Below are 26,134 nucleotides of genomic sequence, written 5' to 3' on the forward strand. Positions count from 1 at the left end.
TGATAGATAGCATGATCCACAGGAAGTCCCATAATGCCAGCGCTGACGTGGCAATGAAGCGCGTTGATACGCGCCAGCAACAAGGCAAGTTAAGCAAAAGCATCATCAGTTTGAGTGCGTTGATGCTCGCCATGGGTAGCGCCGCGACTTGGGCCAGCGACAACTCAGTTAAGCCAATTGAATCCGCCAACACCTGCTATGTTGAAGGTGTATCAGACCGCTTAAACTGCGGCTTTGTCACTGTGCCCGAAAACCCTAACAAGCCGGATGGCAAGCAGATCCAAGTGCATTATGTGGTCTTGCCCGCGGTGAAAAACGTCAACCACGAAGAAGCCTTACTGGCGATCGCCGGTGGCCCAGGTCAATCGGCCATAGATAATGCGGCAGGCTTCGATAGCATGCTCAACAAAGTGCGCCAGCAGCGCGATATTCTGCTAATCGATCAACGCGGAACGGGGCGCTCCAATGTGCTCAATTGTGAAGCCGGCCCACAATCGCCACTGTCCTTCGACGATGATAATGTCGATACCTTGGCCGAAGCGCAAAAATGCCGCGATCAATTCCCCGATACCGATGTCACCCAATACGGCAGCCTCAATGCGGTGCAAGACTTCGAGGCCGTGCGCGCCCACTTAGGCTACAAAAAGCTGCACCTCTACGGCATCTCCTATGGCACGCGTATGGCGCAGCTCTATATGCGCTTATATCCCGAGCACTTAGCCACAGTCACCTTAGACGGCATAGTACCCATGCAGCAGAGCGTATTGGAGATTGGCTCGGCAATTGAGCGCGGCTTTGACTTGCTGTTTAAAGACTGCCAAGAAACAGCCGCCTGCCATGCCGAGTTTCCTGAGCTCAAGGCCGAGTTTGACGAAGTAGTCGCTAAACTCAGCCAAGGGCCGGTGATGGAGCCAGTGCACGACCCTGTGACGGGAGAAAAGACCCTACTCACTATGACCCGCGCGAAGTTTTACGGTGCGATCCGCATGGCACTGTATCAAACCAATGTGCGCGCCTTAGTGCCCCATGCGATTCATCAGGCCGCCAAGGGTAACTACCAACCGCTACTCGGGTTATTTGCCTTAACCACGGATGGCGCAGGCATGGCGATGGGCATGCACGCCTCAGTCGTCTGCGGTGAAGACATACATCGCATCACCCCTGCGATGCGTGAACAGGCCAAAACCTCCTATGTTGGCAAAACCATGCTCGAAAGCTTAGAGGCATCGTGTTCTGTGTGGAAGGTGCCGCCAGTCGATGCCAACTTTAGCGAGCCTATCAAGAGCGATATTCCCACCCTGTTGCTATCGGGCGAAATTGACCCAGCAACCCCACCGAGCTGGGGAGAACTGGCGATGGAAAAACTCACCAACGCCAAACACTTTGTCGCACCTTATGCGACCCATGGTGTGGCCTATCAGTCCTGCGCCAATAACTTAGTCGCCGAGTTAGTGCGTACTGGTTCGGTCAAAGATCTCGATGGTGAATGTTTGAAGAAGGATGTGCGCCGTAGCTTCTATTTAAACGCCAGCTCGGTTGAGCCACTCGCGACCGAAGATGCAACCCACTCTTCCAAAGATAAGCCCAAGGATAAACCCAGCACTGGAGCCAAGGAGTAAGTCATGATCAAAGTATCCCATCTTTCTAAGCGCATCGGCGAAGTGCAGGCCTTAAACGATTTGAGCTTCGTGGCCGAAAACGGCCAGATCACCGGCCTACTCGGCCCCAATGGCGCGGGTAAAACCACCTGTTTGCGCACGATTTTCGGTCTGTTAAAGCCCGATACTGGCACGGCTGAAATTGAAGGTATCGACGTTGCCATCGACCCGATTGGCGCTAAGCAACAACTAGGCTTATTCCCCGACCCGTTCGGTCTGTATGAGCGCCTCACACCAAGGGAATATATCCGTTACTTTGCCGAACTCAGCGGCTTATCCGCGAGCGATGCCAAGGCGGCTACTGATAATGTCATCGCCAAATTGCGCCTCGAAGATATCAGCGATCGCCGCTGTAAAGGCTTCTCCCAAGGGCAAAGAATGAAGACCGCCCTCGCCCAGGCCATAGTCCACAGCCCGAGCAATATTATCCTCGACGAGCCGACCCGCGGACTCGATGTAATGAGCACTCGTTTGCTGCGCGACATTCTAATCGACCTTAAGAATCAAGGGCATTGCGTGCTGTTTTCCAGCCATGTGATGCAGGAAGTCGCAGCATTATGCGACCAAGTGATCGTGATGGCGCAGGGCCGAGTGGTCGCCATCGGCAGCCCAGAGCAACTCTGCGCGCAAACGGGTAAGGCCTCACTCGAAGATGCCTTTATCCAGCTGATCGGTACCGATGAGGGCATTGCCGCATGATGACTCACAGCATTAACGCTCACACAAATTGCGATAACGCCTGCTTCGACCTAATGGCGAACAGACAAACTTGGGATAAGGAATAATCATGAACAAAATCATCGCAATGGTTCGCAAGGAACTGATAGACGCCGCCCGCGATAAACGCTCTGTGATGGCGGGCCTCTACTACGCCATTGGTACGCCGCTGATCATGTGTGGCCTGTTTATGGTGCTTATCGGCCAACTGACCAGCCCGGACGATCTGAAAATCAGCATCACTACCCCAGACAAGGCGCCGGACTTAGTGAGATTTTTGTCCAACAAGGGGATTACTCAGGGCGAAGCAGGCGCTAAGGATCTGAAAGCCATAGAGCTGATTATCAGCCCCAACTATGCCAAGCAGATGAACCAAGGCAAAGGCGCAGAGATCACTATCGTGGCCGATAACTCAGAGGAAAAACTGCAAAACTCGATTCGTCGCTTAGAGAAACAGTTACAGGCCTATAGCGCCGAAATGGGCAGCCTGCGCTTAATCGCCCGTGGCATTGACCCTCGAGTAGTGCAGCCTCTGAAAGTGAATGTGCATGACCAAGCCACAACCGACTCTAAGGGCGGGATGATCTTAGGCATCGCCATTTTCACTATGATTTACTCAGTGTTTATCTCGGGGATGAATCTGGCCATCGACACCAGCGCCGGTGAGCGTGAGCGCAACTCCTTGGCATTGTTACTCAGCCATCCGCTTACCACACGCCAGTTAGTGCTCTCTAAAATCATCGCCGTCGGCCTATTTGCCCTGCTCGGCTTAGTGTTGATTTTACTGGTGTCTAAGGTCGCCTATACCTTCGTGCCTTGGCAGGAACTCGGCTTTAGCGTCAGCATCACCAATGAGTTTATGGCGCTAATGCTGCTGGTCGGTATTCCCGTCGCGCTGATGGCCGCCTGTCTGCAATTGTTTGTGTCCTTTATGGCGAAAACCTTTAAGGAAGCCCAATCCTACCTGACCATGGTGTTGTTTGTGCCCTTAGCACTATCGATGGCGGCCAGCTACAACATAGCGCCGGACATTCTGCAGTGGTTGCCAGTATCCGGTCAGCAACAGGCGCTGATGGACTTTATCAAAGGTAAGGACATGAATATGCTGCAATTGCTGGTATCGACGCTGGGCACCCTAGCCATCGCCCTCGTATTAGCATTCGGCATGGAAAAATCCTTAAAGAGTGAAAAGGTAGTCTTCGGTTTATAACACTATCGACCCGCAGAGGGCGCGCCGCGCCCTCGAATAGGGTTAAAGGAGCCTGTTATGGAAAACGAATATGTGCTGATGGTGATCATGGTGACTTTTGTGGTGGGCATAAGTGCCACCGAAATGTTCAAGCATTACCTGAAAATCCGCCAATTGGGTGGCGGAAATGATCGACAGCTTGAGGATAAACTCACCCAGTTGAGCTTACAGAATCAGGTGCTTATCGAACGTGTGCAAGTGCTGGAACGCATAGTCACAGACGCAGAACACAACGCCCAGCAAAGCACGCTGGCGCAGCAGATTGACGCACTAAAATAATCGTTAATGCAGTTCGGCCTCGCAGCAGTTATCGCTATCAAACTCATACTGCTGAGTATTAAAGCGTTGTCTGTAGGCCCTCGGGGTTAAGCTCGTTAGCTGAATGAATAATTTGCGAAACGAGCTGACATCCTCATAACCCACACGGGTGACCACTTCCTCTAAGCCTAAACTGGTCGTTTCCAATAAGCGTTTTGCCTCGTCCACCCTCAGGCGCTGCACATAACTGGCCGGGGTCTCGTTTAATGCCTTTTTAAAGCGGCGGATAAGCGTGCGCTTACCTAGGGCAAATTTATCAGCAATATCATCCAGTAACAGCGGTTCGGTTAAATGATGCTGCATCCATTGCTGCACATTCCAAATCACCTCATCCTTATGGCTCGATGTCATCAGCTCCATGGTCATAAAGGGTTGTTGGGATTGGCGATTTGGGTCAATCAGCAGGATTTTTGCCATCTGGCTTGCTAACTGTTCACCCACCAGAATGTGCACTAAATGCAAGGCGAGGCTCATATTCGAGGTCGTCGCCCCCGCGGTGTGTAGATGACCGTCGGACACCACCAGCTTGTCCATCCGCAGGTTCACCCTGGCAAAGTGTCGCTGAAACATCTCATTCAACCACCAGACAGTCGTCGCCTCGCGCCCATCTAGCAGGCCAGAGGCCGCTAAAATCAAGGTGCCGGAGCAATAGGCCGCTAATGGTTTACCCGAGGCAGCAAACAGCCTTAATGGTTCGAACAAGGGCTCAAAATCATAGAGATAGTTTTGAAACTCGCTCTTATTGGTCACCATGGCCGAGGCCAAGATCACCGCATCGGAGTGCAGAATATCACTCGGGGTATTAAGCCCCACCGCGGGCACTTTAATGCCTTGATTCGTTAGGATATCACCACCGTGACTCGACACCACTTGGCACTCAAACAGGTCTTGCCCAGCCTGAGGATTGACTCGCCGCCAATAGGTATTGCAGAAACTAAATACATCGAGAAAGCCAATAATCCCGCTGGCAACCGTATTGTCCGTCGCCAAAATAGTGATCCTTTTCATCCCAATGCCCTCACCAGTCTCATCATGCATTGAGTCTAGCGCACTGGCACAAAATGTCACTACTCACCTTTAAATTGTCAATAACGACACTTCAAGCCCAGTGTGAGAGTTTCTAGACTGTGCTTAAACCTCCAGCACACAGGACGACACTATGACACAGCGCACCCTCAGCCAGCTTAAACGTCTACTGGCCTTTGGCTTACTCAGCCTCACTTGGGCACTCTTGCTCTGGTTAAACTTCAGCATTGCGCCCAATGCCTTCGCGCATTTTGTGGCTATCCCAGTGCTGTTTATCGCAACGGGCGGGTCGGCGCTGCTGATCACCAGTAAACCGCCAAGTCCTATTAACAAGGTAATAAAAAACCCAAGCTAGGCTTGGGTTTATGTCATCTTGCGGTGCGGCGCATTATTTTGCCTTAGGTCTAAAAGGCTTAATCACGGCCTCGTTACACTCGAGGTACGGACCTTCCATCAGGTCGATGCAGTAAGGAATGGCGGGGAACACCGCATCTAAACATTCGCGGATAGATTTTGGCTTGCCAGGCAGGTTCACAATTAATGAATCACCGCGTAAGCCCGCAGTTTGGCGCGAGAGAATCGCCGTCGGTACAAACTTTAACGACTCGGCGCGCATCAGCTCACCAAAGCCAGGCATCATGCGATCGCACACGGCCTCGGTCGCCTCAGGCGTGACATCGCGCTTGGCTGGGCCTGTGCCGCCCGTGGTCACAATCAAGCAGCAATCCTGCTCATCGGCCATCTTGATCAGGGTCGCTTCAATCACATCCTGCTCGTCGGGGATCACTTGATAAATCGGCTCCCACTCGCTGGTGAGGTAATCATTGAGGGTATCGATAATGGCCTTGCCCGAGATATCCTCATAAATCCCCGCGCTGGCACGATCGCTTACCGTAACAATCCCGATTTTTGCTTTGCTCATATCCCACTCCAAACATCAATCTGTGACTCGACCCCTAAGCACTTTGGGATCCACTAATTTCTCTGCGGCTAAAATAGCATAAAAACAAGGCGAAATGCGCGCCGACAACTCGACTTAGCTCACGTATTAGCAGCTAGTCTGCCGGGCTAGCGGCTTTAGGGAGCGGCTCAGTATCATGATCCTTTAGCGGTGTCGCGGGCGAGAGATAGCCGACAATCGCGCAGCTAAGCGCCACCAGAGCCGCCGCGATGAAGCCCCATTGGAAGGCGTGGTGCACAACCTCAATGGGCAATTGCTTTATTGCCGCAATCCCCACCTGCGCACCTTCGAGCGGTAACAAGCCATATAGCAACAGGCTGAATAAGGCCGTGCCAATTGCCGCGCCCATGGAACGACTCAAGGACACCATGGCGGTGATTTGGCTTAAACGCGCCTTGCCCGACACGCTCTGCACCACCAGCTGCACGCTAGGCATCACAGTCCCTAAGCCAATTCCCACCAACACACCTAAAGCGCCGATCAAATTCGCATTCGGCGGCACTAAACCGATTAAGAGCAAACCGATAAAGGCCAAGCCCATGCCGAAGGTCGGCAACCACTTAGGCGCCACATCCCGACTCAACAGCCTGCCCGCTATGGTGGAGCCCGTCACTATGCCAAAGGTCATTGGCATCAACAGCAAGCCCGTTTTGGCCGGATTGGTATGCAGACCGACCTGTAAGTAAATGGGTAAAAAGAAGATCATCGCAAACAGGCAGGCGGCAAACAGCGCGGCCGTGAAGAGCGGCATATAAATGGCTTTATTGGCGAGCAAATCCAGCGGTAAGAAAGGACTCTCACGCTGACGCTCCCACCACAACAGCACAAGGGCGCCCACACAGATAAATCCCATAAAGCCTAAGCTTGTGGCCGATAGCCAAGCAAAGTCTTGCCCCGCCACAGACAACCAATACAGCAGCGCCGTAATGATAGCGGGAAATAGCAGCACGCCGAGCAAGTCAAACCGCCCTTGCCGTACGGGTTTAACACTCTGTTTATGCAAGCGATTAAGCCGCAAAACCGCCAGCATGACCAAAGGAATATTCGCCCAAAATAACCAGTGCCAAGAATAGGCATGCACCACAAAGCCGCCAATCACTGGGCCGCCAACACTGGCGAGGGTAAACATAGCGGCAAAATACCCCTGAAAACGCGCCCGTTGCCGTATCGGTACCAGTTCACCCACAAGGGATTGGGACAGACTCATCAACCCGCCACCGCCCAGACCTTGGAGGATCCGCCCAGCAATCATATGGTCCATAGTCCAAGCACTGGCGGAAACAACCGAACCTAGCGCAAACACCACTAAGGCAATCATCAGGATTTTAGCGCGGCCAAAGTTATCCCCCAGCCAGCCGTAAATAGGCACACTCGCCGCCATCGCCAGCATATAACCTATAGTGATCCACGAGGCTTGCCTGAGGCCGCCAAGATCTTCCACTATGGCAGGGGTTGCGGTGGCGAGTAGGGTTTGATCGACCGCCGCCAGAAACATGGGTAAGAATACGGCGGAGAAAATCGCCAGAAAAACCGAGGTGGGCAGAGGCTCATGCTGGGACGAAACAGACGCTGGGCTCATAGAGTCTCCACCTGTGATTAAGGCTTAAATTCGCCTTGCATTCCAATACTTTGATGCCCAATAACTGTTTAGCAGGCTCGAAATTTTCACCCCTTGGCTCGTCGAGACATGGAGAAAATTATTCCCACCCACATAAATGCCGACATGGTGCGTGCTCCAACCCGTTTTGAAAAACACTAAGTCGCCTTTACGCAGTTGATCCCGCGCCACGGGTTTGCCGAGGGCTTGCTGTTCTTCCACTGTGCGCGGCAGAGTCATACCCAACATCTTTTGATAAGCGACCGACACAAAGGCCGAGCAATCGATGCCTTTCTTAGTGCCGCCACCTAGGCGATAGGGCACGCCGCGCCATTCGGAATGGAAATCGGCAATATTGCTATCGTTCCAAACGGATACGGGTTCAACTTGCTTCACCACAGGCTTAGGTTCTGGCGCGCTCGCACAGGCGCCAAGACCTAAGGCTAAGATAACTATCAGTAATCGTTTCATTAGCGTAAAACTCATCGCAGGCAATTCTTGCGTAATATCGGGTGCTATCAAAGCGATAACGACAATACAGTGAAAAATCGATGGTATCAGCCTAAGCTAATCTCAAGCTTAAAACTATAACGCCGTCCACAGTAAACGAATACCCACCAGCACCATTAAAATCAAGATGATGCGTTTAAACAGCCTATCGCTGATTTTATCTTGGATCGACAACCCCAGTTTTACGCCTAACCAAGCCAAAGGCGCAAGTAACAAGGAGATCAGAATGTTACCTTGGTTAATTTGCCCGAGCAGACTGTAGGGCACCAACTTAACCAGATTCACCACCGCAAAAAATACCACTGCCGTGGCTAAAAACTCTGGCTTGGCCAAGCGTAGCGGCAGCAAATAGGCATTGAGTGGCGGCCCGCCCGCATGGGCCACAAAGCTGGTAAAGCCCGCGGTTAAGCCGCAAAGCCGTCCCACGAGTGGCGAAGGCGTCGCTTGGGTTTTATCCCCTAACATCAAGCCATAAAGACCAAAACCTAAGGACACACAGCCTAAAATCGCCCGTAAGTAATCTTCGTTTAAGCGGTCGAACAACCAATAGGCTATGCCTATGCCCACAATCGCCGCGGGTAAAAGGATCCATAATTGGCATAGATTATGTTGCCCCCACCAAGAACGAACACTTAAAAAATCCATATAAATCAGCAATGGCAACATGATTGCCGCCGCAGTTGCCGGGCTTATCGCCAGCGCTAACAGGGGCACGGTCAGGCCACCGACGCCGCCGGCAAAGCCCGATTTAGAGATCCCAGTGATCAACACCGCAGGAATCGCCACCAGCCAAAAAAGAGGGTCTGTTAACATCCCTTATTCCCAATCTTGCGTTAAAGTCATTAAGGTCGAGCATCGAGTAACAGACCTTGAGGGCGAAACATCGCCTCGCTGCACCAGCATAAATGTTAAGTCTATCCGTGTCTAAATGAAGATAAGGAGTCGATATGAGTCAAATGCAAACATCGCCATTTTACGGCGGCCCAAGGGAATGTCCCGTCGAAGATGGGCGGATCCAAATCCAGCAGATTGCACCCAAAATCAGTGATGTGGGCGGGATACCCGTAGCGCGGGCGATTCCGCAAAAACCGCGTCGACTCATAGGTCCTTGGTGTTTTCTGGATCATATTGGCCCAGTCACCGACGGCCCCTTAATGAATGTGGGCGAGCATCCCCATATCGGCCTTCAAACCTTCACTTGGATGCTGGAGGGGGAAATCATGCACAGGGACAGTCTAGGTAGCGCCCAAGTGATACGCCCGAGGCAAGTAAACCTGATGACCGCGGGCCATGGCATCGCCCACACCGAAGAGTCCGTCGAAGGTCATCGTACTATGCATGCGGTGCAGCTATGGATTGCGTTGCCGCTGGAGCACAAGGACACAGCCCCGAGGTTCGACCATTATCCCCTGTTGCCCACTTGGCAGGAGGCGGGCGCCGAATTCACCCTATTGATTGGCTCGTGGAAGGATAAACAAGCCCCCACGTTGCACTTTTCGCCAATCGTCGCACTCGATATCTTCGCCGCAGGGGCCACACAACTGACACTCAGGCTGGATCCGCGATTTGAATATGGCCTAATGCCCCTCGAAGGCCGATTCGATATCGACGACGAGGCCTTTGATAACAATAACCTCGCTTACCTTGGCATGCTGCGCGAGAGCGTGACGCTCGACCTTCACCCTGGTGCACGTTTACTACTGATTGGTGGCGCGCCCCTCACCGACACCGTCAGTATCTGGTGGAATTTTGTCGGCCACAGCAAGGAAGATATCGCCAGTGCCCAAGCCGATTGGGAGGCCAAGTCCCCACGCTTTGCCACTGTGCCGGGTTATAGTGGTAAACGCTTAATGCCACCGCCCATCCCTTGGTAATCTCAGCGGTTAATACGTTAGCGCGAGGTAATGGAGCTAGATTACCTCGCGTAATGGCGGCATTGGCAGCCCTTATCTGATGCAAGGCGGCGATCAAAACCGCCAGCCTGATGTAAATGCCAGACAACGCCCTCTCGCCAAGCCCCAGAAAATTTTACGGATTTTTTACGCGCTATCCCCACAGGCCTTTGCTAGAGTAGCCTTAACTTCAGCAACGTCTTAGCCGTTATGACTTTTGCAAACACAGCCTCCATCAACCAATACTGGCGCACGCACCCCGCGTTATTTACCGCCATGTTGTTAGTGATTGCCTTGCTCACTAGCTATTTGATTGATCACTTTTCAGGCTCGGCCATTGCCGTACTGCTTATCCTGCAATTAGCCGTGGTCGCCGTGGCCCTACAATGCAGCGCCAATTACGCCTATTTTGTGGCTGTGTTTGGCGCCGTCAGTTTCAATTTTTTATTCACCACGCCACGCTATTCGTTGCAGATGTTCAACGTCGAAGACATAGTCAATTTAAGCGTGTTTTTGTTGGTCGCGCTCACTAGCAGCAAGTTAGCCGAACATTACCGCCGCCAGCAGCAGGCGCTCGAACAGGCGCAGCTCAGAAACAGCATTTTGCTCTCTGTCTCCCACGATTTACGTACGCCGCTTGCGACCATTATTGGCACCCTAACCACCCTCAAGGAATACCAAGCCAAACTTAACCCGACGCAAACCGAGGAGCTTATCGACTCGGCCGCCGCAGAGAGCCATAGGCTGCACCAATATATCGAAAACCTTTTGCAGGCCACTAAGTTACAACATGGCGCGCTCAAATTTAGCCTAGACGAAGCCAATCTACGCGAAGTGTTACAGCGCACTATCGCCCGCTTTCAAACCGCGCAACCTAGGATCCAAATTCACTGTGAGCCAGAACTTCCGCCATTAATGATTTGCAGCTCTTTGATTGAGCAGGCGATTTTTAATGTACTCGATAATGCCCTGCGCTACTCACCCGCGGAACAGCCTGTTACGGTAAACCTCTATCGCCACCAACAGATGCTGCGCATCGATATTCAAGACTTAGGACAAGGCATAGCGCCAGCCGACGCCGAGGCCATTTTCGAGCTGTTCTATCGTCAACATCCCTCGACCGATGGCGGCGCGGGATTAGGCCTTGCGGTCGCCAAAGGCATAATTACCGCCCATAGGGGCAGCATCGGCGCCGAAAGTGTCGCCCAAGGCAGCTTGATCCGCATCGCTTTACCCATAACCACGGAGGCGGCATAAATGGCTTACAAGGTATTAGTGGTGGATGATGAGCCGCAAATCCATACCTTTATGCGGATCTCACTCGAGGCGGAAGGCTTTGAATACTTAAGCGCTACCAGCATAGCCACGGCGCTTAAACAATACCAAAGCCACCAGCCGCACCTTATCGTGCTCGACCTCGGCCTGCCCGATGGCGATGGTATCGAATTGCTCCATGCGCTGCGCCAGCAGGATAAGACCCCTGTGCTGGTGCTCACCGCTCGCGATCAGGAGGAAGAAAAAATCCGCCTGCTCGAGGCAGGTGCTAACGATTATCTGAGTAAGCCCTTTGGGATCAGGGAATTAATCGTGCGTATCAAGGTATTAGTCCGTGACCTTGTGGATACCTCAAGCAATGCCGATATGCTGCAATTTGGCCCGCTATCCCTACAAAAGAGCAGCCATCAATGCTGGCTCAATCAACAGGAAGTGGCGCTTACTAAAAAGGAATTTGCCCTGCTCGCCCAACTCATGTCCCACCCGGGGCAATTGCTGAAACAGAACGAACTGCTGCGCAATATCTGGGGCGAGACTCATCAGGAAGATAGCCACTATCTGCGGATTTTAGTCCGCCAACTGCGTAAAAAGCTCAACGACAGCGACGAACAACAACTGATCAAAACCGAGCCCGGTTTAGGGTATCGACTCACCGACCTCGGCCCGCCCTAGGCCAGCTCGCCTCACTCTTTAGCTCAATCACAAAAGGATATGGAATGGCACATTTTACTGTCATCGGATTAGGCCGCTTCGGCGTTGCCGCGAGCCTCGAACTCATCCACTTAGGTCACACGGTTACTGGTGTCGATAGCGACCCAAAAATCGTTGAAAAATATGTAGAAAGTCTTACAGAAGCGGTAATTTGCGACTGCGCCGATGAGGCATCGCTGCGGGAACTCGATCTGACCAACTGCGAGGCCGTGCTGGTCGCTATCGGTGAGGATATGCAGTCTAGCCTGCTGTGCACCCTAGCACTGAAAAACCTCGGCGTGCAGACGATTTGGGTCAAGGCCAGCACCAAGGCACACCATACTATAGTGTCGAAACTCGGCGTTGCCCGCATTATTCATCCCGAGGAAGAAATGGGGATCCGCGTCGCCCAGTCGCTTAACTATCCTATGGTGAATAATTTTCTCACCATCGGCGATGGGCTCTATATTGTTGAAATCCATATTAAAGCTCAGTTGCATCAGACTACTGTTGGCCAACTGCTCGGGAGCTTGCAGGAACACAGCGCCGATGAGCAAACCAATGTCCAACGCAACCCTAAGGGCAAGGTGGCGGCGCTGATGGTTAAGCGTGAGCACAACGTATTTAGCAAGATTGATAGCGACTTTAGCCTGCGCACAGAGGATGCCCTATTCCTCTGCGGTAGCCGTGCCGAGTTAAAACAGCTCGCACCAAGGTTGGTGTAACGTGGTTCAATGGCACCCTTCGCTCACCCTAGAGCACACACCTAAAAGCGGTAAAAAACTCTTTGGCGCGCCGCCTTTTATCTTAAGTGTCAGTTTTGCTCTGCTGATCTTAGTTGGCACTTGCTTGCTTAAACTGCCCATCGCCACCGAGTCGCCCATTACTTGGCTGCAAAGCCTCTTTACCGTGACCTCGGCGGTGACGGTCACAGGGCTTGTGGTCGTCGATACAGGCAGTGTGTTCACGCCCTTTGGCCAAGTGATTATCGCGCTGTTAATTCAATGCGGCGGCCTAGGTTTGATGACCTTTGCCATCGTCACGCTAATAGCGCTGGGCGGTAAGATAGGTTTCTTGCAGCAAACGGTGGCGAAAGAAGCGTTTAATCAAACCGATACCTCCACCTTAGTCTCGACCGCTAAGGCCGTGCTGGTGTTTTCGCTATTGGTTGAGGCCGTGGGAATGCTGATTTTATCCGTCCATTGGAGCGGTGAGTTGGGCTGGCAAACCAGCCTGTTTCATGGCTTTTTTTATACCATTAGCGCCTTTAATAACGCGGGTTTTGCCCTAAGCCCAGATAGCCTAATGCCCTATGTGGCAGACCCTGTCGTTAACCTCACCATCACCGGCTTATTTATTGTGGGCGGCCTTGGCTTTTCGGTGTGGATTGACCTTAAACGCAATAAACGTTGGTCGAAACTCACCGTCTACAGCCGTATGATGATCACTGGCACCATACTGATCAATGCCGTAGCCGTGATTGCCATTTACCTGATTGAGTACAACAACCCCAACACCCTCGCGCCCTTAAGCGAACTCGGCAAATGGTTGGCCTCTTGGTTTCAAGCCGTGACCCCGCGCACCGCAGGCTTTAACACCTTACCTATAGACCAACTCGAAGATGGTTCCACCCTATTGATTTTGGTACTGATGTTTATCGGCGGCGGCTCCCTCAGTACTGCCAGCGGCATTAAGGTCGTGACCTTTATGGTGCTTATTCTCGCCACCTACGGCTATTTACGCCGCGATGAAGCTGTGTATGTGTTTAAGCGCGAAATCCCCAAAGACATCATTAGCAAGGCGCTCGCCTTGACGATGATCTCTATCGGCGTCACTTGGCTGGCAATTTTCGCCCTAGTGCTCACCGAAAAAGCCCCGATTATGGATATCGCGTTCGAAGCCGTATCCGCCCTCGGCACCGTCGGACTATCCCGCGGATTAACAGGTAATTTATCCAGTGTAGGCCAAGGGATTATCATCTTTATGATGTTTATGGGGCGCCTCGGCCCACTGATGTTGGCCTACTTTCTTGCCAACCCAAGGATAAAAAAACTGCGCTATGCAGAAACCAAATTGGCAATAGGGTAAGGATTGATTGGTGGGTGATATACCAAATTGACTGACCATCAGAGATTAGTAATCTTGAGCCAGCGAGATAATCAAGCGAGCTATGAAAGCACTGACTTATCGGCGAACCATGGCATTTGCTCGACGACGCGATGAATAGACCGCAAGTGCCGACGGTCGTCTTGCGCGAATATGAATAATGCCAGCCAAAGTACAACAAGAATCCAGAGCAAAGTGGGGGCAAATAAAGGCCTATGTCATACAGATTTAGGCTGGTATGGAGCCCCTACTCGCCATTCCACACCCTTCTGACGCTCAAGATTATTTTCAAGTTTCTGCCAAAATGAATGTTGACCTGTCTAAAACTTCACAGTTTATAGTTCGCTCATAAATGAGAGGAACCCCATGTACCGTATTTCTGAATTAGCACAAAAAGTCGGATTGAGCCGTTCCACTCTGCTCTATTACGAAAAACTCAGACTAATTTCTGCCAAACGGCAAAGCAATGGGTATCGCCGCTACTCAGACAAAGATGTCCAACAAGTCAAACTGTTACAACAACTACAGGCTGGAGGATTAACCTTAAAAGAGTGCCAAGCATGTTTGGAGGCTCAAATTGACAGAGAGTTGCTACTTCATAGGCTTAATGTATTGGATGAAGAAATCGCCCAAAAACAAAGGGCAAGAGAGCTGCTTTCCTCAATGCTTGGCATGAACTCGATGAAGGAGTGGCACCAGTCGATGGACAAAGAAGCGCCATCAGCACACCTAGAATGGTTGTTAAAACAGGGTTTTAGTGAAAAGCAGGCACTGAGACTCAAATGGTTGTCCAAAGATATGAATGAACATGATCAATATATGGCTGACTTTGAAGCGATTTTTCAAGGTTTAGATCGGCTGGGGCCTAGTGATGAAGGTGACTCCCTCAGAGCATTACGCTCTTTGCCTATTAAGTCAGGGGATGCGCTAGAAATTGGCTGTGGAAAAGGAGTCACAACCCTCTTTCTGGCAAAAAATTCTGCCTTCAATTTAACGGCACTCGATAACGATGAGTACAGCTTAAGCTGCCTTAAAGAAAAGGCTAAAGAAAATGCTCTTGAACATCGAATAACATCGATTTGTGCCAGCATGACGGCGCTACCATTTGAACAGGGGCAATTTGACCTGATCTGGTCAGAAGGCTGTGCCTATATTATGGGCATCAAGCAGGCGCTCAAAAGTTGGAAACCATTTCTTAAGCATGATGGTTACTTAGTGATTAGTGACTTGATTTGGTTGACCAATAACCCAGATACCGAAGCCATAGAGTTTTGGCAACAAAACTATCCCGACATGGAAACTAGCGAACATCGAATCAAAGAGATGATAAAAGCGGGCTATGAGGTTATCGAAAACTTTACACAGAGTGAACAGTCGTGGCGTAACTATCTGGAACCATTGAAGCAAAAGATCGCTCAGCTCGATGACAAGGATTTTACTTCTAATTCACTCAATGACTTACGCAAAGAACTCAGGATACACGAGCAATACTTAGGTCAATATGGCTACCAAGTATTTATATTAAAGAAACAAAGGTTAAAACATGAAAATTAGAGCTGAAAATCATTCCGACCTTTCAGAAATTGAACATCTTATCTATCGAGCGTTTGAGAACCATCCGCACCACGAACCGGGAGCTAAACCAACAGAACACTTGATCGTCAATAGACCACGTGATGCAAAAGTATTGTCGTTATCTCTAGTTTGTGAAGATCAAACAGGCATCGTTGGTCATATTGCCTTTTCTCCGATTCTGATAAATGGCGAAGAGTCTGCTTGGTGTGGCTTAGGCCCAGTTTCAGTAGTGCCAGAACGTCAAGGTGAAGGTATCGGTGGCGCACTAATTCGTGAAGGGTTATCACAACTTAAAGCACAAGGGATTGAAGGGGTCGTATTACTTGGCGAACCAAAATACTATGGCCGATTTGGCTTTGAGTCACAGCCAAAACTGACACTTCCAAATATTCCTTCAGAATATTTCCTAGCTTTATCACTAGCCGACGATACTCCGACGGGGGAAGTTAGCTATCACTCTGCATTTTTTGACAACTAAAAAGTAAAGAGAAACTATGAAACCAATGAGTTAGCGCCAATTCCCTAACTCATTTTTTATCCATTGCTGAAATGTGACTTCAAGTAGCTATGCATAACAGCACATCATATAAATGTGGATATGAAGATACCCTTTCTGCATAGTTCCGGAAGCCTTCAAGCATCACTGAACTTCTATTTTAGTAGGGCCCTCTGGGGCAGTTCTTATTAAAATAAAGTGTGGTATGTGACTGAGGAAACAATGACAAATAACCCTGCACGCCTAACGACAAAGTGATCTGGCTTTGCAGTTGGCCAGAAGATTGGCTTTGATGAGTTCAAACAGTCAGGGCTTTAAACTCATCAATCTTGCAAGTTAGGGACTAAACCACTCGACCTGCGGCCACGCCAGATGCCCAAGCCCATTGGAAGTTAAACCCTCCCAACCAACCGCTGACATCCATCACTTCGCCGATAAAAAACAGGCCGGGGACTTTAATAGCTTCCATGGTTTTGGAGGACAGTTCATGGGTATCCACGCCGCCTAGGGTCACTTCGGCGGTGCGATAGCCTTCGGTGCCATTCATTAATACTGTCCAGCGGTGCAGATCGTCGACTAACTTGGCGCGCTCTGCATGAACAAGCTGATTTAAGGCTTTGTTGAGTAAAGCCTCATCGAATAACACTTCCACCAGCCGCTTAGGTAACCACTGGCTTAAGGTATTACGCAGACTCTGTTTAGGATGTGCGGCCAGTTGTTGCTCTAAGGCCTGTGCGGCATCCATATTGGGTAATAGATTGATTTCTATCGTTTCGCCTGCTTTCCAATAGTTGGAAATCTGCAAAATGGCGGGGCCAGATAAGCCTCTGTGGGTAAAGAGCAAGGCTTCGCTAAAGGCGGTGCCATCTTTGGCGGTAATGCGGCTCGGTACGGCAATGCCCGATAGCGGTTCGAAGCGAATTTTATCTTCGCTGTGCCAAGTAAAAGGCACCAGACCCGCGTGAGTTGGCAACACCTTAAGCCCAAACTGCTCGGCCAATTGATAGCCGTAGGGGGTGGCGCCAAGTTTCGGCATGGATAAACCGCCAGTGGCGATCACTAAGGAGTCGCAACTTAACTCGCCATTTGAGGTGTTTAGCTCAAAGCGGCCAGCCTCGGTTTTGCTCACTGCCAGAATATCGGTGCGAAGTTTAATGCTCACACCCGCCCACTCACATTCGGTCAGCAGCATAGTGACTATCTCTTTGGCCGAGTCATTACAAAACAGCTGGCCATGGTCGCGCTCGTGGTATTCAATGCCGTGGCGCTCAACCAGTTCGATAAACTGCTGCGACGGATAACGCGCCAATGCGGATTTAACAAAGTGCGGGTTACCACAGATAAAGTTGGCGGGTTCGACTTTAAGGTTGGTGAAGTTACAACGGCCGCCACCGCTGATAAGGATTTTACGCCCAGCCTGCTTGGCATTATCGAGTACCAGTACATCACGACCTCGGTAACCCGCTGTTGCAGCACACATTAATCCTGCGGCGCCGGCTCCGATAATAATTACATCATGATGTTTCACACTTATACTCCAGTCGATAAATTAATTTGGCTATTGCCCATCATCCCAAATAGTTCAAAGACTGAGTTACGGTATTGGTCTTCGATATTGGGGTAAATATTTCGCGTTCAGCATCCAGCCTTAATAGATACAGCCAATGCAGACTGCTGCCAGTACATTAAGGCGTTGGCGATCGGACATAAAAAAGGGCGCTATTTTAGCACCCTTTATTTTATTCAGCATCATCACGGCTCGCGCTTTATTGCGCTGGCGTTTCTGATTTCTTTTCTCTGCTGAGCAGTTCTTTGGCGGCATCCAAGGGCGCTTTGCCTTGGTATAACACTTGGTAGATTTGCTCGGTGATCGGCATTTCGACACCCATGCGCTTCGCTAGCGTAAACACTTCTTTAGTATTGCGATAACCTTCAACCACTTGGCCGATTTCGGCCTGGGCAGTATCCACATCGCAGCCTTTACCTAAGGCTAAACCAAAGCGGCGGTTACGGGATTGGTTGTCGGTACAAGTCAACACTAGGTCGCCTAATCCAGCCATGCCCATAAAGGTGGCAGTGCTGGCGCCTAAGGCTTCGCCTAAGCGAGTTAACTCGACTAAACCACGGGTGATTAACGCCGTTCTGGCGTTGGCACCAAAGCCAATACCGTCGGACATCCCCGCGCCAATGGCGATAACGTTCTTGACCGCTCCGCCTAATTGCAGGCCGATAAAGTCGTCATTAGCGTAAACACGTAAGCGTTTAGGGCTGTGCAGCAATTCCACTAGCTCAGCGGTAAATTTCGGACAGGTGCCCGCAACCGAAATCGCCGTAGGTAACCCCATGGCTAATTCCTTCGCGAACGTCGGTCCTGACAATACCGCCAGCGGATATTGCTCGCCTAACACATCACGGGCCACATCTTGTAGCAAACGTCCGGTTTCAGGCTCGAGTCCTTTGGTCGCCCATACGATGCGAGCATCTTGGCGTAACAAAGGTTTTGCTTGGGCCAATACCGAGCCAAACACATGGCTAGGTACCACAACCAGCACATTATTGCTGGCCGCTAAGGCTTTGGCTAAGTCGGCTTCGATATGTAAACACTCGGGGAAGGCAATACCAGGCAAGAAAGCTTGGTTGCATTTGTCCTGAGCGAGCGTTTGCATATGGGCAGGATCGTGCCCCCACAACAAGGTCTTATGACCATTGCTGGCTAAAGAGATGGCAAGGGCGGTGCCATAAGAGCCCGCCCCTAACACCGTGATATCGGCAGAGTTTTTCATGTAATTAAGCGTTAGCTTCTTCGGCTGCTGGTGCAGCTGCTGCGGCTTGACGTTGTTGCACGTATTGTGCGAACAGAGCGTCGAAGTTTACTGGTGCTAAGTTCAGTTGTGGGAAAGTACCACGACCCACTAAGCTACCTACAGCTTCACGCGCATATGGGAATAGGATGTTAGGGCAGTATGCACCTAATGAGTGAGCCAGTTGTGGCTCAGTCAGACCTGCGATTGAGAAGATACCCGCTTGTTGTACTTCACACAGGAAAGCAGTTTCGCCAGCGTTTTGTGCAGTCACAGTCAAAGACAGAACCACTTCGTATACGTCGTCGGCTAATTTAGCGCTGCGAGTGTCTAAATCTAACTTAACTTCTGGATTCCATTCTTTTTGGAATACAGCTGGGCTGTTAGGTGTTTCGAAAGAAACATCTTTAGTGTAAACACGTTGGATGTTGAATTGTGGGGCTTGTTGTTCGTTGTTTGCTACTTCAGCCATAATTTCCTACCTATCCTATCAATGTTATGCCAACACTTATCTGGTTGGCTTTTTTGTCTATTTAGCTGGGCTTATGCTTTGATGCCTGAATGAGATCTCAGTACCGTCCCAACGTTCCCTTAACGGGGTACTTTTGAAGTCAATCTAAATACTTAATTTAAGCCCTTAGTGACCACAGGATTAGTATGCCAAACAATGATGACGCAACTGCTGCACAATCAATTAACTATGCAGCACAGCGCATAACTGCCGCCGACAACTTATCTTTTGCTTTTTGAAACAGGCATATTCGCTGCCTGCCATTCACCCATACCACCTTTCAAGTTATACAGGTTTTCAAAACCTTGTTTACTTAAAAGCTGAGCCGCTTGAGACGAGGTCATGCCAGCATTGCATACCAGTATAATGGGACTGCCTTTGAACTTTTCAAGGGCTGAAACCTGATTATTTTTGATATCCGCAAGCGTAACGTTAACTGCATCAACAATATGGCCCTTACGGAACTCGTCATTTGAACGCACATCCACGACTTTAGCGTCTTGTCTGTTCACCATAGTGGTGAGTTCTTGATGAGTGACATTTTTGATTTTAGAGAAGCTCGATTTGATCACACTGACCACAAGCATTACAAACAAACCCACCCAAGCCAGACTTAGCATAGTGTGAGCCTTAAAAAATTCGATATATTCTTGCATGGTTACAGCCCGTATAAATGGCGAAAAATTCGATAAGGGCACAGAGTATACCCATTGCCTTGGCAGATTGCAGCTGTTTAGTCACAGTTCTAGAACACAGCTCAGCCCTTGCGCCATCTCGCTTCTCTTGGCGCTCACAGAATCTGCTCAAATAGCGATTCGATGACCTTAATCTAGGTAAAGCGCTTTTTCGTACCCCGCTTACGTAGTAATATTTAACCAATTTCAGATTTCTTTAGCTTCCTTAAACTTTAAAGGTATCACCATGACGACAACTAAACGTCCAATCGCGTTGTTGATCCTCGATGGCTGGGGTTACCGTGAAAATACGCATATGAATGCGATTTACCACGCCAACACACCAGTACTCGACCGTCTCAACGCCCAATATGCCCACGGTTTAATTTCAGGTTCAGGCTTAGATGTAGGCTTGCCCGATGGGCAGATGGGGAACTCTGAAGTAGGCCATATCAACTTAGGTTCTGGCCGAATTGTTTACCAAGAGCTGACCCGCATCAGCAAAGCCATTGCAGATCATGAGTTTGAACAAAACCCTGCCCTTTGTGATGCCGTCGATGCGGCAGTCAAAGCCGGTGGCGCAGTGCACATTATGGGTCTGCTCTCTCCCGGTGGCGTACACAGCCATGAAGAGCATATCGAAGTCATGTGCCGTATGGCCGTAGCGCGCGGTGCCACTAAAGTGTACTTACATGCCTTCTTAGACGGTCGCGATACCCCACCTCGCAGCGCCAAAGGTAGCCTAAGCCACTTTGATGATCTGTTTACTACATTGGGCCATGGCCGTATCGCCTCGATTATTGGTCGTTACTTTGCCATGGACCGCGATAACCGTTGGGACCGCGTGTCACAGGCTTACGAGCTGATCACTCAAGGCAAGGCGAAGTTCCAATACGATAACGCCGTGACCGCGTTAGAAGCCGCTTATGACCGTGATGAAAACGATGAGTTTGTGTCGTCTTCTGCCATTACCGATAGCGAAGGCAAGGTTGCCAGCTTGAACGATGGCGACGCGCTGATTTTCATGAACTTCCGCGCCGACCGTGCTCGTCAAATCACCCGCAGCTTTATCAATGCCGATTTCGACGGTTTTGAACGTGCGGTGACGCCAAAGGTTAACTTTGTAACGCTGACCGAATACGCGGCCGATATCAAGGCGCCTATCGCTTATCCTTCTGAAAACCTAGTGAATACCTTAGGTGAAGTGCTGCAAAATCGTGGCCGTACTCAGTTACGTATCTCCGAAACTGAAAAATACGCCCATGTGACCTTCTTCTTCAACGGCGGTAAGGAAGAGCCATTCAACGGTGAAGATCGCATCCTGATCAACTCACCTAAAGTGGCAACCTATGACTTACAACCCGAGATGAGCTCAACCGAGCTGACGGATAAGTTAGTCGCGGCGATTGAATCCGCCAAATACGATGTGATTATCTGTAACTACCCGAACGGTGATATGGTGGGTCATACTGGCAACTTCGATGCGGCGGTTAAAGCCTGCGAAGCTGTCGATGCCTGTATCGGCCGCGTAGTCGATGCACTGGCGAAAGTAGGCGGCGAATGTATTATTACCGCTGACCACGGCAACGCCGAGCAGATGACCGACGAAACCACTGGCCAAGCCCATACGGCGCATACCAGTGAACTCGTACCCTTTGTGTTTGTTGGCCGTGACGCCACCATAGATGAAGGCGGTAAACTGAGCGATGTTGCCCCAACGATTCTGCACCTGATGGGTGAAACCATTCCCGCAGAGATGACGGGTAAGCCCTTAATCCACGTAAAAGAGTAGTTGTTACCTAGTGAGCACTCGACTCCCCGTTAAAGCCAGCATTATTGCTGGCTTTATGATGTTATCTTTCTCGGTCTACGCTTCTGATTTGGAGAAGCGTCAGTCCGAGTTGAAATCCATCCAAGCGCAGATAAACCAACAACAAAGCGCGCTCAAAAACACCAGTAAACAGCGGGAAAAGTTACTCGCTCTGCTGCGTAGCGATGAAGAGGCGATTGCGGCGGCAGCCAAAAAGGTCAATAGCACCAAAAACAGTTTGGCGCAGATTGATACTAAGCTCGCCGAACTCAAACAACGCCAAGAAGAGTTAGAAACCCTCAAGGTCAGCCAGCAAAAAACGCTCTCAAAACAACTCTCGAGCGCCTATCTTGCCGGTAACCACGATTACACTAAGATGATGCTGAATCAGCAGAGTCCCGCCACGATTGAGCGGATGTTGGCCTATTACCAATACCTCAACAAGGCACGCATGAACTCGATTAACGAGTTAAAGAAAACCATCACCGAACTAGATGAAATTAAAGTCTCGCAAACCAGCAAGCAAAAACAATTAACTAAGCTGATGGCCGAGCAACAAGTGCAATCTAAGCGCTTGAACCAAGAACAAGATCAACGCCAGCTCACCCTAAAAGAATTACAGCGCACCCTGAATACTAAGGGCGCCGAACTTGAACAACTGCAAATTGAAGAGGCCAGCTTAAAACGGGTGGTTGAGCAAGCGCTCAAGGCGATGCGTGATAACCCCTCGATGGAAGGCTTCGATAAACAAGGCGGCAAACTCAAATGGCCGACTAAAGGCCGCGTCAGTGCCAGCTTTGGCAGCCCGAGATCCGGCCAAGTGGTGTGGAAAGGCACTATGCTCTCAGCACCCGAAGGGCAAAATATTCGCGCGGTTTCTGGCGGTAAGGTCATCTATGCCGACTGGCTAAAAGGCTTCGGTATGGTGATGGTGATAGACCATGGTAAAGGTTATATGAGCCTCTACGGCCATGCACAGGCCCTGTTAAAAAGCCCTGGAGAAATGGTCAAAACCGGTGACGCTATTGCTTTAGTCGGACGTTCGGGTGGACAGACTGAGCCTGGCCTATACTTTGAAATAAGGTATAAGGGGCAAGCGGTCGATCCAGCCAAGTACTGTCGTTAATCAGTACTGTTGCTAAGGTGGCCGTCCCCATCATCACAGGGGACGGCTATGAAACATCTAATCCGCAATATCGTCTGCCTTGGACTCGGCCTAAGCCTAGGCTTGTCCATTAGCCTCTCCAGCCAAGAGAATGCCAAGTCATATCAGAGTGACTTCGACTACCCGCTATTGCAGGATGTATTAGAAACGGTCGAAACCTATTACGTTAAAACCGTTTCCAAAGATGAGCTGGTGCAAGCCGCCATTAAAGGGATTTTTGAGCATTTAGATCCCTATTCCAGCTTTTTAAATCACCAAGAGTTACTCGACTTAAAAGACTCCAATCGCGGCGAATACTTCGGCTTTGGTTTTGAGGTCGCTAGCGATAAAGACCATATCAGTATTATCGCGCCCTTTGCGAACTCGCCCGCCGAACAGGCAGGCATCCAAGCGGGTGACATCATTATCAAGCTCAATAACACGCCAACCACCGAAACCAATCTTGCAGATATCCTCAATCAAATCAAACAACATAGCCTCAGCAATCAGAGTATTCACCTCACCCTGAAGCATCATAATGATGACGCTCAGTTCGAGGTATCACTCAAACCCAGTACCATCACCATTCAATCTGTCACTAGCAAATTACTGGATGGCAATATCGGCTACATTAGGCTCAGTAGCTTCCAAGAGAACTCCACCGAGGATATGGTGCGCAGTTTAAGCCAGTGGCAAAACGCGCATCTCACGGGCTTGATTTTAGATTTACGCAATAATCCCGGCGGCTTGCTGGATCAGGCAATCAAAATTGCTGACCTCTTTTTAGCGAAGGGCCGAATCGTCTCGACCTCTGGCCGCTTCTTCGATGCCAACTCCGACTATTACGCCTCACCGCAAACCATGTTGACCAATGTGCCTATGTTAGTGCTGATCAATAAAGGCTCTGCCTCCGCCTCCGAAGTGCTCGCCGCGGCTCTACAGGAAAATGGCCGCGCCAAACTGCTCGGTGAAACTAGCTTTGGCAAAGGCACAGTGCAAAGCCTGATCCCCATACTGAACGACGGCAACGCCATCAAGCTCACTATCGCCCAGTACAACACGCCCAGAGGGGAAAACATTCACAATATCGGCATAGTGCCCGACATTAAAGTTGCGAGCGAAACTGGCCCCAATCAAAAGAATATGGCTATAATCGACGCCATCTCAGCACGAACCGATGTCAGCCAAGACAGCCTAGTGACCTCTGCTATCGCTTGGATGCGACATCATGACTAATAAGAAGAAATAGTGCGTCTATTTTACATATTGACCCTTTGGGCCCTGTGCATTGCGCCAAGCAATGCGGCTCAAATTGCCCTGATCATCGATGATATTGGCTACCGACACACCGACGAAGCCGTGCTTTCACTTCCCAGCACAGTCACCCTGTCTGTGCTGCCACACACACCGCTCAGCAATAAATTAGCTAAAGCCGCGCACGCCAAAGGCCATGAGATTATGCTGCACTTACCCATGCAGGCTCTCAATGGTAAAGCCTTAGGTGTTGGTGGTTTAACGAATAATATGAGCGAAGCACAGATCCGTAGCAGTGTACTTGCAGCCATCGCCAGTGTGCCCTTTGCTAAAGGCGCCAACAATCATATGGGAAGCCTACTAACGCAGCTCGATGATCCTATGCTGTGGGTGATGGAAACGCTAAAGCAGAAGCAGCTCTACTTTGTCGATAGTATGACAACTAAGTTCACTAAGGCAGGAGATAAGGCAGATTTACTCGGCGTGCCACTGCTACGACGCCAACTCTTTCTCGATAATGACGTCAGTGCCGCAGCGCTGGAAAAACAGTTTAATTTGATGATAAGTCAGGCTCACACGCAAGGCAGTCTGGTGGCTATCGCCCATCCTTACCCCGAAACCATTCACTTCTTAAAAACGAACTTAGCGCGCCTAAAGGCGGAAGGGATTGAGCTAGTGCCGACGTCAAGTTTGTTGACCATCGAACTAGCCCATGAGAAAGGCGCTAATCCAACTGTAAGACAGAAATAGTCATATCTGGCAGCAGTGACAGCAGCTCATTTCGATTACTCACAATGTCCTGCAGACTGTATTGATCGAGTACGTTTAAATACGCCTCAACAGCTTGGGCTAATACGCCCTTCAACTGACAGGCGGGAGTGAAACGGCAATAGGGTTTACTGCAATCAATCGGTGCCAGAGAGTTCTCTAACGCACGGATCAGTTTCCCAAGGTTAATTTCACTCGCTGGTTTACCTAAACGAAATCCGCCCATTTTGCCGCGTATGGTTTCCAGATAACCCAACTTGCCTAAGTGGTGCACAATCTTCGAGACATGATTTGGCGACAAATCGAAGACCTCGGTAATCTCCGCGATCCTAAAAAGGGTTGTTCTATCGGGCTGAACCGCCAGATACATCAGCGTGCGAACACCAAAGTCGGTATAGCGTGTTAACTGCATAATTCACCTGTCAGCAATAAACTATTGAGATGTTTGAGATTCAAGGTTTGTGATCAACCAGAGCGCCTCTTCGTTTGAATCCCCACAGACATCTAAAGACGCTTCAAAATCACTACAAACCGCAGGACGATCAGGCGAGCCGAAAATCAAACATAAATTGTCATCACTGAGCTGCACACAGCGCTCTCCAGCCGCCTTACCATTTGGCATACCAGGGATCCCACTGCTGATTGAAGGTGCAATACAGCAAGCACCGCAACCTAGACGACAATTCATTTTATTACTCGTAAAAATTGGTAAACATTATACCGTTTAATTTATCTGAGGGCAGAAACACAGTTCAATACTGCCAAGTGGCGCACAACCACCTCACCCACAAATGAAAAACTGACCTGTCCAGCCGTAAAAACTAGCAGTCTATCATAAAGAAAACAGCTAAACCCTTTTAATAAAAAGAGTGGTTTCAGAATAACTTACATAAATGAGGCAGAGTAAAACACCGCTGAAAATGAGTCTGAGTAAATTTATCCGGCGTGTAAACGAAAAAAGCCTCATCTTTCGATGAGGCTTATCTCTTTGTGTTGGCGGAGCGGACGGGACTCGAACCCGCGACCCCCGGCGTGACAGGCCGGTATTCTAACCAACTGAACTACCGCTCCAACTCTGTCTGGTCATTGACCAAATTAGGCG

Annotated in this window: 27 protein-coding genes and 1 tRNA gene; 16 read left to right on the plus strand and 12 right to left on the minus strand. The window is 50.1% G+C overall.

The window, feature by feature from the left end; translation table 11 throughout:
- Nucleotides 1–53 precede the first annotated feature (53 nt).
- The 4 genes from M0415_RS19625 to M0415_RS19640 all read left to right on the plus strand — a co-directional run bounded on the left by M0415_RS19625 (nucleotide 54) and on the right by M0415_RS19640 (nucleotide 3,903).
- Entirely contained in the window at nucleotides 54–1,619 is a 1,566-nt protein-coding gene (locus M0415_RS19625; protein WP_425383234.1) for an alpha/beta hydrolase, read from the plus strand.
- A gap of 3 nt (nucleotides 1,620–1,622) precedes the next feature.
- Complete coding sequence (locus M0415_RS19630) at nucleotides 1,623–2,357, plus strand: ABC transporter ATP-binding protein (RefSeq protein WP_023265913.1); 735 nt, start codon at nucleotides 1,623–1,625, stop codon at nucleotides 2,355–2,357.
- Between the two features lie 88 nt (nucleotides 2,358–2,445).
- Complete coding sequence (locus M0415_RS19635; protein WP_249552874.1) at nucleotides 2,446–3,585, plus strand: ABC transporter permease; 1,140 nt, start codon at nucleotides 2,446–2,448, stop codon at nucleotides 3,583–3,585.
- 57 nt (nucleotides 3,586–3,642) lie between these two features.
- Complete coding sequence (locus tag M0415_RS19640; protein WP_249552872.1) at nucleotides 3,643–3,903, plus strand: phage shock protein B; 261 nt, start codon at nucleotides 3,643–3,645, stop codon at nucleotides 3,901–3,903.
- Nucleotides 3,904–3,906: 3 nt separating this feature from the next.
- Here the strand turns inward: M0415_RS19640 and M0415_RS19645 are convergent, their stop codons facing one another.
- The gene (locus tag M0415_RS19645; RefSeq protein ID WP_249552870.1) at nucleotides 3,907–4,950 is read right to left on the minus strand and encodes a GlxA family transcriptional regulator; all 1,044 of its coding nucleotides are present in this window, start codon (nucleotides 4,948–4,950) and stop codon (nucleotides 3,907–3,909) included.
- Between the two features lie 151 nt (nucleotides 4,951–5,101).
- Between M0415_RS19645 and M0415_RS19650 the strand changes: the two genes are divergently transcribed.
- Nucleotides 5,102–5,323, plus strand: coding sequence for a hypothetical protein (locus tag M0415_RS19650; protein ID WP_249552868.1), 222 nt, complete (start codon nucleotides 5,102–5,104; stop codon nucleotides 5,321–5,323).
- A 33-nt stretch (nucleotides 5,324–5,356) separates the two neighbouring features.
- Here the strand turns inward: M0415_RS19650 and mog are convergent, their stop codons facing one another.
- The 4 genes from mog to M0415_RS19670 form a co-directional block, all read right to left on the minus strand.
- A complete protein-coding gene (gene mog / locus M0415_RS19655; RefSeq protein ID WP_006083754.1) occupies nucleotides 5,357–5,890 on the minus strand; it encodes a molybdopterin adenylyltransferase in 534 nt (177 codons plus the stop codon).
- 133 nt (nucleotides 5,891–6,023) lie between these two features.
- Nucleotides 6,024–7,508 carry an MFS transporter gene (locus tag M0415_RS19660; RefSeq protein ID WP_249552866.1) on the minus strand — a complete coding sequence of 495 codons (1,485 nt, stop codon included), beginning with the start codon at nucleotides 7,506–7,508 and terminating at the stop codon, nucleotides 6,024–6,026.
- Between the two features lie 24 nt (nucleotides 7,509–7,532).
- Nucleotides 7,533–7,997, minus strand: coding sequence for an NlpC/P60 family protein (locus tag M0415_RS19665; RefSeq protein ID WP_041408656.1), 465 nt, complete (start codon nucleotides 7,995–7,997; stop codon nucleotides 7,533–7,535).
- A gap of 114 nt (nucleotides 7,998–8,111) precedes the next feature.
- Entirely contained in the window at nucleotides 8,112–8,849 is a 738-nt protein-coding gene (locus M0415_RS19670; RefSeq protein ID WP_249552864.1) for a sulfite exporter TauE/SafE family protein, read from the minus strand.
- Between the two features lie 134 nt (nucleotides 8,850–8,983).
- On the opposite strand from M0415_RS19670, the gene M0415_RS19675 reads away from it, so the two are divergent.
- The 7 genes from M0415_RS19675 (at nucleotide 8,984) to M0415_RS19705 (ending at nucleotide 16,052) form a co-directional block, all read left to right on the plus strand.
- Nucleotides 8,984–9,910, plus strand: coding sequence for a pirin family protein (locus tag M0415_RS19675; RefSeq protein WP_249552862.1), 927 nt, complete (start codon nucleotides 8,984–8,986; stop codon nucleotides 9,908–9,910).
- Nucleotides 9,911–10,138: 228 nt separating this feature from the next.
- Entirely contained in the window at nucleotides 10,139–11,185 is a 1,047-nt protein-coding gene (locus M0415_RS19680; protein WP_249552860.1) for a sensor histidine kinase, read from the plus strand.
- Nucleotides 11,186–11,875, plus strand: a complete 690-nt coding sequence (locus M0415_RS19685) for a response regulator transcription factor (RefSeq protein WP_249552858.1) — start codon at nucleotides 11,186–11,188, stop codon at nucleotides 11,873–11,875.
- 44 nt (nucleotides 11,876–11,919) lie between these two features.
- Nucleotides 11,920–12,618 (plus strand): potassium channel family protein, encoded by a 699-nt coding sequence (locus M0415_RS19690; RefSeq protein ID WP_249552856.1) that lies wholly within the window; start codon nucleotides 11,920–11,922, stop codon nucleotides 12,616–12,618.
- Nucleotide 12,619: 1 nt separating this feature from the next.
- Nucleotides 12,620–13,981 (plus strand): TrkH family potassium uptake protein, encoded by a 1,362-nt coding sequence (locus M0415_RS19695; protein WP_249552855.1) that lies wholly within the window; start codon nucleotides 12,620–12,622, stop codon nucleotides 13,979–13,981.
- Nucleotides 13,982–14,365: 384 nt separating this feature from the next.
- A complete protein-coding gene (locus M0415_RS19700; RefSeq protein ID WP_249552853.1) occupies nucleotides 14,366–15,553 on the plus strand; it encodes a MerR family transcriptional regulator in 1,188 nt (395 codons plus the stop codon).
- The gene (locus M0415_RS19705) at nucleotides 15,543–16,052 is read left to right on the plus strand and encodes a GNAT family N-acetyltransferase (RefSeq protein WP_249552851.1); all 510 of its coding nucleotides are present in this window, start codon (nucleotides 15,543–15,545) and stop codon (nucleotides 16,050–16,052) included. The genes M0415_RS19700 and M0415_RS19705 overlap by 11 nt, the downstream gene beginning before the upstream one ends.
- A 361-nt stretch (nucleotides 16,053–16,413) precedes the next feature.
- Here the strand turns inward: M0415_RS19705 and M0415_RS19710 are convergent, their stop codons facing one another.
- The 4 genes from M0415_RS19710 to M0415_RS19725 all read right to left on the minus strand — a co-directional run bounded on the left by M0415_RS19710 (nucleotide 16,414) and on the right by M0415_RS19725 (nucleotide 20,038).
- Nucleotides 16,414–17,598 (minus strand): BaiN/RdsA family NAD(P)/FAD-dependent oxidoreductase, encoded by a 1,185-nt coding sequence (locus M0415_RS19710; RefSeq protein WP_011620884.1) that lies wholly within the window; start codon nucleotides 17,596–17,598, stop codon nucleotides 16,414–16,416.
- Between the two features lie 238 nt (nucleotides 17,599–17,836).
- Nucleotides 17,837–18,853, minus strand: a complete 1,017-nt coding sequence (gene gpsA / locus M0415_RS19715) for an NAD(P)H-dependent glycerol-3-phosphate dehydrogenase (protein WP_011620883.1) — start codon at nucleotides 18,851–18,853, stop codon at nucleotides 17,837–17,839.
- A 4-nt stretch (nucleotides 18,854–18,857) separates the two neighbouring features.
- Nucleotides 18,858–19,343 (minus strand): protein-export chaperone SecB, encoded by a 486-nt coding sequence (gene secB, locus M0415_RS19720; protein WP_011620882.1) that lies wholly within the window; start codon nucleotides 19,341–19,343, stop codon nucleotides 18,858–18,860.
- A gap of 260 nt (nucleotides 19,344–19,603) precedes the next feature.
- Nucleotides 19,604–20,038: a rhodanese-like domain-containing protein gene (locus M0415_RS19725; RefSeq protein ID WP_011620881.1), complete on the minus strand. Its 435-nt coding sequence runs from the start codon at nucleotides 20,036–20,038 to the stop codon at nucleotides 19,604–19,606.
- 265 nt (nucleotides 20,039–20,303) lie between these two features.
- Here M0415_RS19725 and gpmM point away from each other — a divergent pair, with 265 nt between their 5' ends.
- The 4 genes from gpmM to M0415_RS19745 are packed head-to-tail and all read left to right on the plus strand — an operon-like array spanning nucleotide 20,304 to nucleotide 25,014.
- Entirely contained in the window at nucleotides 20,304–21,848 is a 1,545-nt protein-coding gene (gpmM, locus tag M0415_RS19730; RefSeq protein WP_249552849.1) for a 2,3-bisphosphoglycerate-independent phosphoglycerate mutase, read from the plus strand.
- Between the two features lie 10 nt (nucleotides 21,849–21,858).
- Nucleotides 21,859–22,992, plus strand: a complete 1,134-nt coding sequence (locus M0415_RS19735) for a murein hydrolase activator EnvC family protein (RefSeq protein ID WP_249552847.1) — start codon at nucleotides 21,859–21,861, stop codon at nucleotides 22,990–22,992.
- A gap of 48 nt (nucleotides 22,993–23,040) precedes the next feature.
- Entirely contained in the window at nucleotides 23,041–24,246 is a 1,206-nt protein-coding gene (locus M0415_RS19740; protein ID WP_249552845.1) for a S41 family peptidase, read from the plus strand.
- A gap of 12 nt (nucleotides 24,247–24,258) precedes the next feature.
- A complete protein-coding gene (locus M0415_RS19745; protein WP_249552843.1) occupies nucleotides 24,259–25,014 on the plus strand; it encodes a divergent polysaccharide deacetylase family protein in 756 nt (251 codons plus the stop codon).
- On the opposite strand, the gene M0415_RS19750 is transcribed toward M0415_RS19745, so the two are convergent.
- The 3 genes from M0415_RS19750 to M0415_RS19760 form a co-directional block, all read right to left on the minus strand.
- Complete coding sequence (locus tag M0415_RS19750) at nucleotides 24,989–25,444, minus strand: Rrf2 family transcriptional regulator (RefSeq protein WP_249552841.1); 456 nt, start codon at nucleotides 25,442–25,444, stop codon at nucleotides 24,989–24,991. The genes M0415_RS19745 and M0415_RS19750 overlap by 26 nt on opposite strands.
- Before the next feature lie 21 nt (nucleotides 25,445–25,465).
- Nucleotides 25,466–25,720 (minus strand): YkgJ family cysteine cluster protein, encoded by a 255-nt coding sequence (locus M0415_RS19755; protein ID WP_011624688.1) that lies wholly within the window; start codon nucleotides 25,718–25,720, stop codon nucleotides 25,466–25,468.
- Nucleotides 25,721–26,026: 306 nt separating this feature from the next.
- Nucleotides 26,027–26,103, minus strand: a tRNA-Asp gene (locus M0415_RS19760).
- Nucleotides 26,104–26,134: the final 31 nt, after the last annotated feature.

The sequence above is a fragment of the Shewanella sp. 10B genome, assembly GCF_023475885.1.
Taxonomy (GTDB): domain Bacteria; phylum Pseudomonadota; class Gammaproteobacteria; order Enterobacterales; family Shewanellaceae; genus Shewanella; species Shewanella mangrovisoli.

Excerpts from the sequence above, each read along its gene's own strand:
- M0415_RS19750 (WP_249552841.1), bottom strand. The coding sequence starts at position 25,444 with ATGCAGTTAACACGCTATACCGACTTTGGTGTTCGCACGCTGATGTAT.
- gpsA (WP_011620883.1), bottom strand. The coding sequence starts at position 18,853 with ATGAAAAACTCTGCCGATATCACGGTGTTAGGGGCGGGCTCTTATGGC.
- M0415_RS19665 (WP_041408656.1), bottom strand. The coding sequence starts at position 7,997 with ATGAAACGATTACTGATAGTTATCTTAGCCTTAGGTCTTGGCGCCTGT.
- M0415_RS19640 (WP_249552872.1), top strand. The coding sequence starts at position 3,643 with ATGGAAAACGAATATGTGCTGATGGTGATCATGGTGACTTTTGTGGTG.
- mog (WP_006083754.1), bottom strand. The coding sequence starts at position 5,890 with ATGAGCAAAGCAAAAATCGGGATTGTTACGGTAAGCGATCGTGCCAGC.
- M0415_RS19625 (WP_425383234.1), top strand. The coding sequence starts at position 54 with ATGAAGCGCGTTGATACGCGCCAGCAACAAGGCAAGTTAAGCAAAAGC.
- M0415_RS19675 (WP_249552862.1), top strand. The coding sequence starts at position 8,984 with ATGAGTCAAATGCAAACATCGCCATTTTACGGCGGCCCAAGGGAATGT.
- M0415_RS19685 (WP_249552858.1), top strand. The coding sequence starts at position 11,186 with ATGGCTTACAAGGTATTAGTGGTGGATGATGAGCCGCAAATCCATACC.
- M0415_RS19690 (WP_249552856.1), top strand. The coding sequence starts at position 11,920 with ATGGCACATTTTACTGTCATCGGATTAGGCCGCTTCGGCGTTGCCGCG.
- M0415_RS19700 (WP_249552853.1), top strand. The coding sequence starts at position 14,366 with ATGTACCGTATTTCTGAATTAGCACAAAAAGTCGGATTGAGCCGTTCC.
- M0415_RS19740 (WP_249552845.1), top strand. The coding sequence starts at position 23,041 with ATGAAACATCTAATCCGCAATATCGTCTGCCTTGGACTCGGCCTAAGC.
- M0415_RS19755 (WP_011624688.1), bottom strand. The coding sequence starts at position 25,720 with ATGAATTGTCGTCTAGGTTGCGGTGCTTGCTGTATTGCACCTTCAATC.
- M0415_RS19645 (WP_249552870.1), bottom strand. The coding sequence starts at position 4,950 with ATGAAAAGGATCACTATTTTGGCGACGGACAATACGGTTGCCAGCGGG.
- M0415_RS19660 (WP_249552866.1), bottom strand. The coding sequence starts at position 7,508 with ATGAGCCCAGCGTCTGTTTCGTCCCAGCATGAGCCTCTGCCCACCTCG.
- M0415_RS19635 (WP_249552874.1), top strand. The coding sequence starts at position 2,446 with ATGAACAAAATCATCGCAATGGTTCGCAAGGAACTGATAGACGCCGCC.
- secB (WP_011620882.1), bottom strand. The coding sequence starts at position 19,343 with ATGGCTGAAGTAGCAAACAACGAACAACAAGCCCCACAATTCAACATC.
- M0415_RS19630 (WP_023265913.1), top strand. The coding sequence starts at position 1,623 with ATGATCAAAGTATCCCATCTTTCTAAGCGCATCGGCGAAGTGCAGGCC.
- gpmM (WP_249552849.1), top strand. The coding sequence starts at position 20,304 with ATGACGACAACTAAACGTCCAATCGCGTTGTTGATCCTCGATGGCTGG.
- M0415_RS19725 (WP_011620881.1), bottom strand. The coding sequence starts at position 20,038 with ATGCAAGAATATATCGAATTTTTTAAGGCTCACACTATGCTAAGTCTG.
- M0415_RS19705 (WP_249552851.1), top strand. The coding sequence starts at position 15,543 with ATGAAAATTAGAGCTGAAAATCATTCCGACCTTTCAGAAATTGAACAT.
- M0415_RS19650 (WP_249552868.1), top strand. The coding sequence starts at position 5,102 with ATGACACAGCGCACCCTCAGCCAGCTTAAACGTCTACTGGCCTTTGGC.
- M0415_RS19680 (WP_249552860.1), top strand. The coding sequence starts at position 10,139 with ATGACTTTTGCAAACACAGCCTCCATCAACCAATACTGGCGCACGCAC.
- M0415_RS19670 (WP_249552864.1), bottom strand. The coding sequence starts at position 8,849 with ATGTTAACAGACCCTCTTTTTTGGCTGGTGGCGATTCCTGCGGTGTTG.